This is a genomic window from Janibacter sp. LM (assembly GCF_039631275.1).
In the GTDB taxonomy this organism is placed as follows: Bacteria; Actinomycetota; Actinomycetes; order Actinomycetales; family Dermatophilaceae; genus Janibacter; species Janibacter terrae.
In genome coordinates, this window is the sequence record NZ_JBDIVG010000009.1 from 1 (window position 1) to 12,276 (window position 12,276).

Annotated in this window: 18 protein-coding genes; 12 read left to right on the forward strand and 6 right to left on the reverse strand. The window is 65.2% G+C overall.

From position 1 onward, the window contains the following. From ABC138_RS05420 to ABC138_RS05435, 4 genes are all read right to left on the reverse strand, one after another. Nucleotides 1–225 (reverse strand): transposase (locus ABC138_RS05420; RefSeq protein WP_345912961.1); only part of this gene is annotated, 225 nt, incomplete at its 3' end. A gap of 46 nt (nucleotides 226–271) precedes the next feature. Continuing rightward, nucleotides 272–568, reverse strand: coding sequence for a hypothetical protein (locus tag ABC138_RS05425; RefSeq protein ID WP_345912962.1), 297 nt, complete (start codon nucleotides 566–568; stop codon nucleotides 272–274). A 238-nt stretch (nucleotides 569–806) separates the two neighbouring features. Continuing rightward, nucleotides 807–1,409 (reverse strand): cadmium resistance transporter, encoded by a 603-nt coding sequence (locus ABC138_RS05430; RefSeq protein ID WP_016997609.1) that lies wholly within the window; start codon nucleotides 1,407–1,409, stop codon nucleotides 807–809. Beyond that, nucleotides 1,406–1,765 (reverse strand): metalloregulator ArsR/SmtB family transcription factor, encoded by a 360-nt coding sequence (locus ABC138_RS05435; RefSeq protein ID WP_006590980.1) that lies wholly within the window; start codon nucleotides 1,763–1,765, stop codon nucleotides 1,406–1,408. The genes ABC138_RS05430 and ABC138_RS05435 overlap by 4 nt, the downstream gene beginning before the upstream one ends. 200 nt (nucleotides 1,766–1,965) lie before the next feature. Here ABC138_RS05435 and ABC138_RS05440 point away from each other — a divergent pair, with 200 nt between their 5' ends. The 8 genes from ABC138_RS05440 (at nucleotide 1,966) to ABC138_RS05475 (ending at nucleotide 7,740) form a co-directional block, all read left to right on the forward strand. Further along, the gene (locus ABC138_RS05440) at nucleotides 1,966–2,547 is read left to right on the forward strand and encodes a recombinase family protein (protein ID WP_345912968.1); all 582 of its coding nucleotides are present in this window, start codon (nucleotides 1,966–1,968) and stop codon (nucleotides 2,545–2,547) included. Beyond that, on the forward strand, nucleotides 2,547–3,203 hold the full coding sequence (locus ABC138_RS05445; protein ID WP_345912969.1) for a DUF4145 domain-containing protein: 657 nt from the start codon (nucleotides 2,547–2,549) through the stop codon (nucleotides 3,201–3,203). The genes ABC138_RS05440 and ABC138_RS05445 overlap by 1 nt, the downstream gene beginning before the upstream one ends. A 246-nt stretch (nucleotides 3,204–3,449) precedes the next feature. Continuing rightward, a complete protein-coding gene (locus tag ABC138_RS05450; RefSeq protein WP_345912970.1) occupies nucleotides 3,450–4,034 on the forward strand; it encodes a hypothetical protein in 585 nt (194 codons plus the stop codon). Between the two features lie 179 nt (nucleotides 4,035–4,213). Then, nucleotides 4,214–4,537, forward strand: coding sequence for a hypothetical protein (locus ABC138_RS05455; RefSeq protein WP_345912971.1), 324 nt, complete (start codon nucleotides 4,214–4,216; stop codon nucleotides 4,535–4,537). 175 nt (nucleotides 4,538–4,712) lie between these two features. Further along, on the forward strand, nucleotides 4,713–5,165 hold the full coding sequence (locus ABC138_RS05460; RefSeq protein WP_345912972.1) for a hypothetical protein: 453 nt from the start codon (nucleotides 4,713–4,715) through the stop codon (nucleotides 5,163–5,165). Nucleotides 5,166–5,253: 88 nt separating this feature from the next. Next, nucleotides 5,254–5,895, forward strand: coding sequence for a class I SAM-dependent methyltransferase (locus ABC138_RS05465; RefSeq protein ID WP_345912973.1), 642 nt, complete (start codon nucleotides 5,254–5,256; stop codon nucleotides 5,893–5,895). A 1,363-nt stretch (nucleotides 5,896–7,258) separates the two neighbouring features. Continuing rightward, nucleotides 7,259–7,462, forward strand: a complete 204-nt coding sequence (locus ABC138_RS05470) for a HEAT repeat domain-containing protein (protein WP_169701963.1) — start codon at nucleotides 7,259–7,261, stop codon at nucleotides 7,460–7,462. An 11-nt stretch (nucleotides 7,463–7,473) separates the two neighbouring features. Continuing rightward, nucleotides 7,474–7,740: a hypothetical protein gene (locus ABC138_RS05475; protein ID WP_345912974.1), complete on the forward strand. Its 267-nt coding sequence runs from the start codon at nucleotides 7,474–7,476 to the stop codon at nucleotides 7,738–7,740. Between the two features lie 105 nt (nucleotides 7,741–7,845). Here ABC138_RS05475 and ABC138_RS05480 read toward each other — a convergent pair whose 3' ends face one another. Both ABC138_RS05480 and ABC138_RS05485 read right to left on the reverse strand, forming a co-directional pair. After that, a complete protein-coding gene (locus tag ABC138_RS05480; protein ID WP_068326459.1) occupies nucleotides 7,846–8,685 on the reverse strand; it encodes a protein phosphatase 2C domain-containing protein in 840 nt (279 codons plus the stop codon). Next, nucleotides 8,661–9,485, reverse strand: a complete 825-nt coding sequence (locus ABC138_RS05485) for a hypothetical protein (protein ID WP_068326456.1) — start codon at nucleotides 9,483–9,485, stop codon at nucleotides 8,661–8,663. Before ABC138_RS05485 ends, ABC138_RS05480 begins: the two co-directional genes overlap by 25 nt. 118 nt (nucleotides 9,486–9,603) lie before the next feature. Here ABC138_RS05485 and ABC138_RS05490 point away from each other — a divergent pair, with 118 nt between their 5' ends. From ABC138_RS05490 to ABC138_RS05505, 4 genes are all read left to right on the forward strand, one after another. Further along, complete coding sequence (locus ABC138_RS05490; RefSeq protein ID WP_068326453.1) at nucleotides 9,604–10,041, forward strand: plasmid replication, integration and excision activator; 438 nt, start codon at nucleotides 9,604–9,606, stop codon at nucleotides 10,039–10,041. Nucleotides 10,042–10,151: 110 nt separating this feature from the next. Next, entirely contained in the window at nucleotides 10,152–11,645 is a 1,494-nt protein-coding gene (locus ABC138_RS05495) for an FtsK/SpoIIIE domain-containing protein (RefSeq protein WP_345912975.1), read from the forward strand. Beyond that, nucleotides 11,632–11,946 (forward strand): WhiB family transcriptional regulator, encoded by a 315-nt coding sequence (locus ABC138_RS05500; RefSeq protein ID WP_345912976.1) that lies wholly within the window; start codon nucleotides 11,632–11,634, stop codon nucleotides 11,944–11,946. Before ABC138_RS05495 ends, ABC138_RS05500 begins: the two co-directional genes overlap by 14 nt. Continuing rightward, nucleotides 11,943–12,206 carry a hypothetical protein gene (locus ABC138_RS05505; protein ID WP_068326439.1) on the forward strand — a complete coding sequence of 88 codons (264 nt, stop codon included), beginning with the start codon at nucleotides 11,943–11,945 and terminating at the stop codon, nucleotides 12,204–12,206. Before ABC138_RS05500 ends, ABC138_RS05505 begins: the two co-directional genes overlap by 4 nt. Nucleotides 12,207–12,276: the final 70 nt, after the last annotated feature.

Here is a 12,276-nt window from a genome sequence, read left to right on the forward strand (position 1 = left end):
CAAGAGGCGGATCCGCTTCTTCGCCTCACGCAGCTCGGCGTTCTCACTCGCTGTCGTTCCCGGCTTCACACCGTCCTCGACATCGGCGGTCTTCATCCAGTTCGTCAGGCACGACTCGCTGATGCCGAAGTCGGCAGCGATCTGCTTCAGATGAACGCCCGGCTCACGGTTCCTCGCGACACGAACCACATCGTCGCGGAACTCCTTGGGGTATGGCTTCGGCACAGTGCACATCCTTCCAGCAGCACCCTTGGGCACCACAGATCAGATGTCACCTGATCGTGCAGCAGTCCCACACGGCGAAGACGTTGGGTGTCCACCTCTCCGGTGGGGAGTCGGTGAGGTAGTTGATCCACTTCTCTAGCCCGGCCTTGTGATCTTCGAGCTCGTCTCTGAGACGGAGCGCGATCTCAAGACTGAGGGCTACGGCGTGATCGAACTCGCTTGAGTCGTTCATGTAGCCAAGGTGCCCAGCCCACAACGTGCCCGACGTGAAGATACCTCTGGCTCCGGCCCCGCTGGTGTAGTGCCAAAGACGCTCGGGAGGGTCGACCTCGTCGGGGTTCATGTTCAGATCCTGCACCTGTAGCCGGAGTGCCGCGGTGACTGGCTCGAGGTCTCCGCTAACGGCGAACAGGTCGTGCGATGACGATCGTGTGGCTTCGTTCGCTTGGTGGCGGGGGTTTTTGCAGCGCTCCGTGGCGGTCTTGTTGCCGCGATCACGCAGGACTGGCTGCAGGTAGGTGTCGCGGTCTGAACCGAGAGGGGTGCGCCCGGTCGGGGCCGTTTGGATCGCTGCCGCTACGTCAGAGTCCGAAGGCTCCGCCGCTGACGAGGATCACGATGCCGAGGCCGATGAGAACGATGGGGAAGAGGATGTGCTCCCAGCGTTCGAGCACTTCGGCGATCGGGGGGCGGGTGGCGACGAACTTTGCCAGGGCCACCAGGACCGCGACGAGCGCGAGGAAGACGATGCAGTAGGCGACTACTGCGAGAGGTTCCACGCTGAGGAAGACAGGGGTGTAGACGCCGATGTTGTCGCCGCCGTTGGCAAGGGTGACGCCTGCGACTGTCCACACGCCGACCTTCTTGCCGGCAACCTTGGCCTCGTCGTCATCGTCGTCATCGTCTCCGCGCCAGGCCTGCCATGCGGCCCAGAGGCCGAGGCCCAGAGGGATGAGACCGAAGTACGGGATGGCTGCCGAGGGCAGGAATGCTCCGGCACCGATGGTCACCAGGACCGCGGCACCGAGGATGCCGGCGAATCCGAGGTACTGGCCGGCCAGAATGCGGGCGGTAGTGCCGCGCTGGCCTGCCCCTCGCGCGAAGAAGAGGGAGAGCACGATGATGTCGTCGATGTTGGTCGCTGCGAACAGGCCCATCGCCTGCAAGACCGAGGTGAGGATCATGCGCCCTCCCCAGCTGCGTCGCATCCGGGAAGCGAGCAGGCGGGATCGATGCACGGGGCGTCTTCGTCCACTGCCAGGGTGGCATCGACCAGTGCCGTCAGCGCCTGCGCCAGGTGCGAATCAGCGATCTCATATCGTGTCCGACGACCCTCGGGCTCGGAGACGACGATCCCGCAATCGCGCAGGCATGCCAGGTGGTTGGACACGTTCGGGCGTGTCAGGTCCAGATCTCGGGCCAGTTCCGCCGGGTAAGCGGGATGGTCGAGCAGGGTCAAGATGATCCGGGATCGAGTGGGGTCGGCCAGTGCACGACCCAGGCGGTTCATCACGTCGAGACGCGAAGCAATAGTCAGCATGGACTGAACTATACAGCGCGCACTGAACACTCGGTCACAGGCGTCAGCCCAGATCGCATGCCCGTAAGGGGATCGTCAAACGCGACACCGCAGACCACAAGACCGCTGAACGCGGAGACGCCATCGGGTCCGTCTCATTTGACCTGCACGGTCTAGAATCGCGGTAACGGCCGTCAAATGAACGAACGGGGGTGCTGGACGTGCTGATCGGGTACGCACGGGTCTCGACTGAGCGGCAGGACCTCGCGGCGCAGCTGAAGGGTCTGGCTGACTTTGGTGTGGACCGGGCGCGCATCTACACGGACAAGCGCACGGGTCGGTCGATGAAGAACCGGCCCGGGCTCACTCAGGCGATCGCCGCCCTTCGTCCCGGTGACGTGCTCGTGGTGACCAAGCTCGACCGGCTCGCCCGATCGGTGCCCGATGCTCGCGACCTCGTCGGCCAAGTCTACGAGAAGGGAGCGGCAATCCAGCTCGGACCGTCACTGCACGACCCGGAGGACCCTGTGGGGAAATTCCTGTTCAACGCGCTGGCGATGGTCGCCGAGTTCGAGTCCGACCTGAACCGTCAGCGCACGATGGAGGGCCTGGCGATTGCGCGGGCCCAAGGCCGCCTCAACGGGAAGCCGCCGAAACTCAACGAGCGAAGGACGAGGAAGCTGCTCCAGGACTACGAGGCCGGCACCGCGACCGTCGGCCAGCTCGCCGAGGACTACAACGTGTCCCGAGCAACGGTGTACCGCACGATCAAGCGCGCGAGGGCGCAGGAGGCAGGGGACTAGTGAGCGGGATCAGCGACGGCCTGGGGCTGCTGGGGAGGGCCTGGGACGCCTCCAGCTCGGAGGCTTGGGATGACGTCAGGTGCCCGCATTGCGGGGCAGCCAGGATGGTTCGTGTGGCGGCGCTCATGAAGGCTGTGCAGGGGAGGTCGGTCGTGGATGCCGACAGTGTGCGGTGGCTGAGATGCGCTGCTTGTGCGGATGGGGCATTGGCTAGGGGTGGTGCGGTGTATCCCCCGGTCCGGCCGTTCGCGCGGGTCGAGGGACTTCCCGGGGCGGACGAGCGCATCTGGGACGAGGCGCGAACCTGTTTCGGCGCATCCGCTTACACCGCCGCGGTGATGCTCTGCCGCAAACTCCTTCTACATGTCGCTGTCGAGAAAGGCCTTCCCCCTCGCAACGACAAAGGGCGCGCACCTGGCTTCAAGGAGTGCGTTGACCACCTAGAGAGCGAAGGCATCATCACCAGGTCGATGCTCGGGTGGGTCGACCGCATCAAGGACGTCGGGAACGACGCGACCCACGAGATCAACCCAGTTGCGAAGGATGACGCCGAAGCGGTAGGAGCGTTCACCCAGCAGCTCCTGACCCTTGCCTACGCCCTCGACAACATGATGCGGGAGCAAGGTGTCCCCGTTGACGATGAGGTGTCTCAGTGACCACAGGCCGCGAGGACAGATTGATCGAAGCGATCGCCGTGGGCATCTCCTTGGTGTTCGCGATGGCCGGAGCTCTCTTCGCCCCAACTGCTGCGGCGAGGTGGTTCTTCGCTGGCACCGCCGTCGTCCTCGTGCTGTGGCCGCTGGTGCGCCACAGCAGGCTGCGTCGGCGTGGAAGGGACGTGTCTCGGTGACCGCCGTATACCGAACCATCACGCGCGCGAAAGTGCAGACGGAGGGCACCTCATGACCGCAATACTCACGGCGGTAGCGGCACTTATTGCTGCGCTGGCCGCAGCGTGGCAGGCATATCTCCTCCGGAAGCAGATGCGGGACGATGCCCGACCGTTCGTCGTGGTGGATGTTGTCCCGAGTTTGCATGGCCCGGGGGCATGGGACCTCACTCTGCACAGCACAGGGAGGTCGATGGCCCACGAAGTGGGGGTGTCCACCGAGCCGGCGACGTGGGAACCGCACGACGATGAGGACCACATCTCTGAGCACCTGGCCGCGTATCTCGGGCGCAAACGCGATCTGCCGCCGGGAGCACGTCATCGCCTCATGTGGCGCTACGAACAGCACGATCAGAAGACGGGGAAGTTGTTGGCGATCGCTGGGGCGCCAGCGATCGCCACCGTGACAGTGACGTACGAGGATGATGAGGGTAAGGGTTTTGACTCCTCCTTCTCGTTCGATCTGGACGTCCTCGGTGCTGTCGCTCCGGTTCCTTTCGGGGGACCTCGAGTGGAATCGGATACCGACCAAGAGCTGAAGAACATCGACCGGGCGATCCGGACCCTTAGCCAGCACGTGGGCGAGCTTCGACGATGAGCGACGAAAATGCCGTCAGGAGCCCGAAAGGCGCCTCACGGATAGCCGCTGAGAAACCACGATCAGCGGGCCGCTCTTGGTCCTGGGTCGGCGGTGCTGTTACCGCCCTAGTTGGCGTAGTGGTGGGTGGAGCTGTGCCCTTGTTTGTTGCGTTGCAGGGCTACGACCACGATCGCGAGATGGCCAATCGTCGCTTAGAGGAATCAGCGTACGCCAAGTCACTCGAGGTCACAGCGCGGGTGGCTTACACCAGCCGCTGGAAGTACCTGGACCAGGAACCGAATCCGCCCACGATCGGGGATGCAATGGCGGCGATGGAGCCGGTGCGAATCTATGGCGATCCTGAGGCTGTGACGGCGGGTGAGCGGATGCTTACTGGATTGACAGATGCATGGTCGTCGAAAGACGGCTCGACTGCTTCCAACCAGGCGTGGGAGGTGTACTCCGACGCTAGGTCGGACTACGTCGCGGCCGTCCGACAGGCCCTGAAGGTGTCTCAATGACCACAGGTTAGAGAGCAGGTCCGACAGTCCAGTCCGAGCAACGCGGTCGAGTAGGTGGCCAGGACTAGCGCAGCTGTTCGGACATAGAAGGGCCAAGCCACCGTCGCACTAGTGTCGGTGGCGTCGTCTACCTTGAGATACGGCCGGATGGGCCGCCTACGTCGAAGGGACTCACATGGCAGTCGGGGACGTCATCCAGATCGCGGCCATACTCGTTGCTGCTGGCGCATCGATCGTAGCCCTGATCATCGCCTCGATGGACCGCAGGAACGCAATCAAGATCGCTGAGGATGACCGCCAGGCCGCGGCGGATCAGGCACGGCTGCTCGCCGAGCTGGAGGCAGCCATCAGACTGTCCGTCTTGGAGGCCCGGGGCGGGCACACCGATCCCATCATCAGCAAAGACATGGGAGCCGAGACACTCGCCTTGATCGCGATGCTCGGGCCCGACAGAGTGCCCGAGATGTGGAAGCGCCGCGTGGAAAAGTCAGACGAGGAGCTTCGTGCCTTCATTGCCAACGAGAACGAGCCTGAGTTCCTCCGCGACGCTGTCGAGGCTGAGCGTGCCGTCTACGACATTCTGAAGGACCTACGCAGATCCCACCGGGGCATGTCTGCTGGTCGATGATCAGCACGGGTGGGGAGGGCAACGTGATAGCCGCGGCCGTAGTGCACATCGCTCGCCAGGGGGCTCTTGTCAAGCCAAGGGAGTCTCAGTGACCACGGCTGCTGGACGAGAAAGAACCGAGCGCGCATACGCGGAAAGAGCATCGGAGTACGTCTCGCTGCTGGGAACCATCGACCAGATGGACCCTCTGGATGCGTGCCTTATCGGGACATGGTCGGACGGCGTCACTGGCCGGGTGCTCGACGCAGGTTGTGGGCCCGGCCATTGGAGCGACTTCCTCCACCTACGTGGATCCACGGTGCATGGTGTTGACGCGGTCCCGCAGTTCGTCGAGTCTGCTCGATCGCGGTTCCCGGCGGTCACGTTCGAGGTGGGGGATCTCCTCGATCTGCCCTTCGAGGACTCCACCTTTGGGGGAGTCCTCGCCTGGTACTCGCTCATCCACATGGAGGCTGCCCAGTGGACCAGAGCGTTTGAGGAGTTCGCCAGGGTCACTACGGACGATGGCCATCTCTTGATCGGAGCCTTCCTCGGACCACACGGCGAGGCCTTCGACCACGCCGTCACTCAGGCCTTCTACCAAGGCGTGGAAGACCTGGTATCCCAAGCTGAAGTCGCTGGGTTCCAGGCGGTGACGACGCACACCCGCACGTCGCTGGCAGGTCGCCCCCGGCCCCATCTCGCGGTGGCTGCGTGCAAGAGCCCATCCGGCCGCGTGGAGTCCTGGTGACCACAGATCGGGGGACGAGCACATCCCACACGCGGAGCCGGCGTCGATCGCTCGGTGGCGTTGGCTTGCTGTGCACCGTTGGGCTGCTGGTCTCGTCCTGCTCGTCGCGGCAGGCGCAGGCGGATGCTGCTGCCGAGGATGCTGTGGTGTGGGTCGCGGCTGAGCTCTCCGGCGTGTCCTTCGAGAGGTGGTCTCGCCCACCCACCTCGCTGAAGGAAAAGCTGTCGTCGTCCCAACCCACGTGGTACCGCGTCCTGAGCAGCAGCGATGAGGGCGCGGAGGTGGCGGTCTGGCAGGTCGACACCGGTGCCGACCCCTTCACCGACGACACCCCGCGCACCGGTGTCGCATGCGCAAGGATCAACCGCGACGGCGGGACCCACCACATCCAGGACTGTCCTCGACGCCTGGCACAGGATGTAGCGCCGGGAATGACCGACTGGTCGGACGCCTCGGCCGCGCACGAGGCCGCACTCATCGACATCTCGGATGCGGTGATGGGGCTGCAGCATGAGGTGCGCGACGGTCGGATAGCGAGCAAGTCCGCAGCCGTCGCTGACCCGGCGCAGTGGCATCTCAGTGCGGCCTCGCAGCAAGGTAGGTGTCAAGAACCTGCGCGTCGACGTGCGTCGCACAGCCACGGGCCAGCGCATCTCCGACACGGACCGCACTGTGTCGGCGACGGCGTGCGCGACTGTCGGTATCTCCTTGGACTCACGGGACCCCTACTACAACATTGAGGAAAAGAGGTCGTGCAGCCTGAAGGGGCAGCAGAGTGAGGCGTCTCAGTGACCGCGACGAAGGGACCAGGAGTGATCGGCGAGAAGGATCTAGAGGTGGCAGACGCTCAGCTGACCTCTCTGCTGAGCAAGTGCGAGACAGTCCTGCAGGGGACATCGCTCAGCCCCTCACGACACACCTTGATGACGAACAGGGTCGCGGCCCTTCGGACTGCGCTGGAGCTCGTGCACGAGGCCAAGGTTCGGAGCAATTCTCAGGTGTCTCAGTGACCACGATCTACCGAACCGTCCACCGAGCCAAGGAGGTGAGGGGGGGTCTTAGTGACCGCCGACCACGTGCCGACGTTCATGGACCGCCGAGGTGGGCTGGTTGGCAGGAGCGGCTACGGCGATAGTTGCCGCCGGGGGTCGGGGGAATCGCACCCAGGGCCGACGGTTTTCGATCAAGGGACGCTGGCCAACAGCTCATAACCTTCAACCCCATGCCCCGTCCCGCCTTGGTGCTTTACCCCGAGCGGCACTAGACATGCGCAAATTGAACGCATCTCTGCTCTATCAGACGGAAGTAGTCAGAGACCTCCGCCTCGCTGCATGCGCTCAGCGATCCCAAGGGAGGCGAATTCTTGAGATTACGCGCCGTAAACTCGCCGGAGGCCGGCGAGGTGCTCACCGAGCTGCTCGATGACCCCGTCGTCGGTGGTCATGCGGTCGCGGCCCTTCGGAAGCTCAAGGTGCCAGCGGCCCGCGCGGGTTTGGAGCGGATGCTGGACGATGACCGGGCGTGGGTGCGCAAGGAGGCGCAGCGCGCGCTGGCGGCGTTGAACTAACTGGCGGCCAAATGAAGGCGGCAGCCGCCCGCGACGAAGGTGCCTTCGCCGGGCTGCTCGGTGACGCGAAGGTCTGGGACGTGGAGAAGGCGGCCACCGGGGACGTACTCCTGCTCGAGATCCCCAAGGGCCGACGCGTGTCGCAGGAGGACGTCGACGAGATCGAAGCCCTCCTTGCCCGGTGCGCAGGGCGATTCGAGGTCTACGAGACCCGCACGGCCGATCTGTTCGACCAAGAGGAGCTCGGGGTGTGGTGGGAAGAAGCCCAAGAGGAGTAGGAGCCTCCTCTGGGCTCCTGGCGACGTCCAAGCCGCGATAGCCAGCAGCGCCCGAGCGTTATATCCCGCGGCTGCTGGCCTTCGATGCGAACATGCCGGCCACGTTCAACGGGACTGACGCTGGTACGTAGTGCCGAAGTCGATGACAAGTAGCGTCTTGTCGTCGTGCGCTTTGCTTCGAGGCCAGGTGATCGCCTGCTGGTCCGACTCCTCGGCTTCATGTAGCGCTTCGAGAAGCGGACGAAGATCGGAGCGAGCGAAGGCAGCCCACGAGTCCACCGTCCCGTACTCGAGCGCTGAGGCTGCGCCATCCGTCGCCAAGACGATGGCGTCGATCTCGGACAGGGGCAGTCGGTCACCAATTGCGTGATGGGCGGCTTCTGGCTCCGCCCCTGCGATCCAATAGCCGCCGCCTTGATTGCGGGCTGCTTCCTGACGCGATTGCAGCTGCTGCAGTAGGGCTCGGTGTTGGCTGTCGAAACCGTGGCCATCGGCCAAACGCGATCGGTACTCAGTTCGGAGGTCGGGAGCGATGGCTGCCAGTCGTGAGTCTGTGACGGCCGATTCCTGCTCGGAGTGGATGAGAGCCGCGGTGCTGTCGCCGAGGACGTATACCTCGACCGCTTCGTTGGTCCACCGCGCTATCGCGAGGGTGCTTGTGGGGCAGCTCTCGGGGTCGTCATGGGCCGCAGATGCGCTCTCGATCGCCTTCGACACGATGTCCGTCGTGGCATCGACCGGGCGTGCAGTCAGTTCGTCAACGAGTTTGTTCTTGAGACGCTCGGCGTACCAGGCTCCGTCGTGCTCGGGCCGCGTTGTGTCGAACGATGACGCTCCATCGAGGACGAAGGCCCATCCGTCGCCGTAGGCAAAGCGGTCTTGGTTCTTCTCTCCGCCGGCGAGCGTGGCTGCTCGAACGGTTACCAGTGGACCACCGGGCCCCATGCGGCCTCCTTCGTGGTTGGGAGCAGTCCGTCGAACTGAGCGCGGACGACCATCGAGAAGTCCTGCGCTCCCACAGCATCGTGAAGGGAACGCAGATTCTCTGCAACGTAGGAGACTGCTCCGATCGAGCCCAGGGCATGGATCCCAGCGATGACCAGGACTGTCTTGGTCCCTCGTGTGACCCGCCCGACGTAGGCGAGGTCTTCCCCCTTCGCGCCGTTGTCGAGCGGTGACTCGAATCGCTGGCCGGTCTTCCGGTCCTCGATGGCCCACCGGCCGTCTTCGGTCTCGTGGAAGGCCAGGACTGGGTCGTGGTTGAGGATCTCGGCCGAGACGTGGGAGGACTTCGGGCCGCAGATCACTACCGCCTCGTGAGCCGGCGTCCACGAACCGTCGATCGGGATCGCCACCGGTCGGACTTCAAACGTAAGGTCCCGCAAGACATCCGAGATGATCCGGGCGGACTCCGCGTCCTCCAGGGCCACGACACCCTCCGGGCGATCGCTGCTGTGACGCGTCGGTGTGGCGACGTCGATAGGACCGACCCCGAAGAAGGCTCGTTCCGTGGCCGGTGCGTCCTTACGAATCTGCGAGATCCGTCCCCTCGTCAGTCCGAGCTCTGCACCAACAGCGCTGAAGGTCCCGCCGCGCTGCTCGACCACGCGGTTGATGGCGTCGCGCCGGATTCGGGCAAGCTCGTAGCCACGCTGGCGGTACAGCGCCATGAGGTCGCCGGCCATGCGTGCTTGCTCTAGTGGGTCCGACTCGCGCCGGACCGCCTCGAAGGGGTCGTTGTCCACAGAGTCAGTTTAGAAGGTCTTGACGGAGGACTGCGCAAGCCCTACTTTGGGGACCAGCCCTACGTATAGGGCTTCTAAACACATCGGATGTTTAGGCCTACTAGACAGGAGAAGAGTCATGGCTGTTAGCCGTCGCATGGAGGTTGTGTTCGGATCGGTCTTCCCGAACGGGGCGTACCTCGTCGGTGATGTCGAGCCGGTACAGGACTTCAACCAGGAGAAGCGCGCCGACGGAACTCGCCCGCAGCAGACGGACCCCGACACCGGGGAGCTGATCTGGACCGTCCCGGTCCTCGATGCCGACCCCGAGGCGCGCAAGAACGAGAAGACGATCAACGTCAAGATCTCAGCGCGTCAGCAGCCTGTCCCCCCGGCCAACACGGGGGACTTGCCCTTCGTGCCGGTCGAGTTCGAGGGCCTGACGGTGACGCCCTGGATCGACGACAACGGCGTGCGGCCCAAGCTCGCGTGGTCCTACCGAGCCAAGGGCATGGCCGCCCCGGGCAAGGTGTCCAAGTCCTCTGGCGTCGGTCGCTCGGAGTCGGCGGCTGCGTGATGACTCTTCTGGGTGCGTGGGGCGGCCGTCTGGCGCGTGGGCTGGTGCTTGCGGGTCGGGCGGCTGCCCCCGCGGTTTGCAGACTCGTTGCGATCTGGGTCGCGCTCATCGTGCTGGCCGAGGCCGTGGAGTCCCTGCCGGCGGAGATCGGTCCCTTCGCCTTCTTGGCTGTCGGGCCGTGGGAGACGAGGGAGCTTGCTTCGTGGGTGGGGCCGATGCGAACCGGGGCCGGCGCGGTCGTGTGGGCAGTCGTCGGCCTCGTCGGGGCGGTCTTTGTCGTCTCGGTCTACCTGCCCGACGCAGTCTCCGCGTGGATCGGACGGCGGGACGTACGGCGATCCTTCATCGCTGTGGCCCGTTCCTGCGGTCTGTCGGAGCGCGTGGACGAAGGCGGTGAGCCGATGTGGACGGACCCGCGGCTGCTCCGCGTGACCTCGCAGGGCGGAGTGGTCATCGCACGCATCAGATCGCGTCGTGGCCAGGCATCGACTGACCTCGTTGCCGGTGCCGAGAAGCTGGCGGCTGGGGTCGGGGCCGTTGCCTTTCGGTCCTCGGTCATCTCCCCGTCAGTCGCTGACGTGCGCTTGACGATGGCGGACGCCTTGGAGTCGGCGACCACGGCGGCCCTGCCAACTGACCGTACGGTCGGAGCGACGCTCGAGCCGATGGAGGTCGGCCGGGAAGAGTCCGGGATGCCATGGCGTCTGTCGCTCGTGGGAAAGCACACCCTCGTGGCGGGTCGCTCCGGTTCGGGCAAGGGCTCGGTGCTCTGGGGCGTCGTCGCTTCCCTCGCCCCATGGATCGCCCAGGACACCGTCCGGGTGCACGGCGTCGACTTGAAGCGTGGCGTTGAGATCGCCATGGGGGACGGGCTGATGTTCCGTACCGCCTACCGCCCCGAGCAGGCGTTGGCGGTCCTGCGAGACCTGCTGCAGATCATCGACGAGCGAGCCGGCCAGATGGTTGGGCAGTCGCGCTTGCACGAGCCGCTCCCGGGAGACCCGCTGCACCTCTTGGTGATCGACGAGCTCGCGGCGCTGACTGCCTACGCGGACGCCGAAGTGAAGAGGGAGGGAAACCGGCTCCTGGCCGAGATCCTCACGCAGGGGCGCGCGATGGGCGTCGTGGTGGTCGCCTTCGTGCAGGACCCCAAGAAGGAGACGGTGCCGGCCCGGGGCCTGTTCACCCAGATGATCGCTCTTCGTCTCGCGTCAGCGGATGAGGTTCGGATGGTTCTGGGGCAGGGGATGAGTGACGAGGCTCCGGCCCACCGGATCCCCATGGACATGCCGGGCGCGGGCTATCTGGTCACCGAGGAGGGCTCGGTCGCGCGGGTGCGGGCTCACTACTGGTCCGACGCGCTGATCAAGGCCACTGCGGCTCACTACCCGGCTGCGGTGCGTTGGGTGCCCCCGCTGGAGGAGATCGCCGCAGCCGGCGTCCAGTTCGTGCCGTCCGCTGAGGCGATCACGGCGCCTGAGGGCGAAGGGGGCGAGCAGCCGCGACCACGTGAACGTCGTCCGCGCTCACCTCGGAAGAAGACCAACAACCACGAGACGACGAATGTCATTGCGCTGGAAGGGGTTCGACATGATTCTGAATGACAGGCCGCGTGAGGTGCGGCTGACGTTGGCGACGCTCAACACCCACGGTGCATGCGCGGGTCATCCGCACCCGGACTGGTGGTTCCCAGAGCGTGGATACGACGACGCGGTCAAGGCACTGCTCGTGTGCGCATCCTGTCCTGTGCGCGAGATATGCCGCGAGTACGCGCGTACGTGGGAGGACGAGGGCGTGTGGGGTGGCACCACGGAGGAAGACCGCGAGGAACGCCGAGTCGTCACCCTGCCCCCGGAGTGCGCGGACCTGACCTTGCCCGGGCTCGAGCTGGGGGAGACGGCATGAGCTGGATGCTGGCTGTCGCGCCGTCGCAGGTGCTGCCCCTTCGCTCCGCGCTGGGCCGTGGTGCTGCCGTCGCCTGTGACGAGTGCGGGACGGTCTTCGTGCGACGCACCGACGGCCGGGTGGTGTTTCCGACGACCTCGGACGCCATCGCCGCGGCCACGACCTTCTGCGAAGGCTGGTCATACGTGATCGGCAACGGGCGGGACCACCTCGTCTGTGTCGACTGCGTCGCGTCGCGTGAGGCTGCGGGCGAGTTCTGATGCACCAGCGGACTCGACGTCGGATCTCGTGGATCACACTCGCCTTCCTCGTGGTGGCCGTGGCTCGACT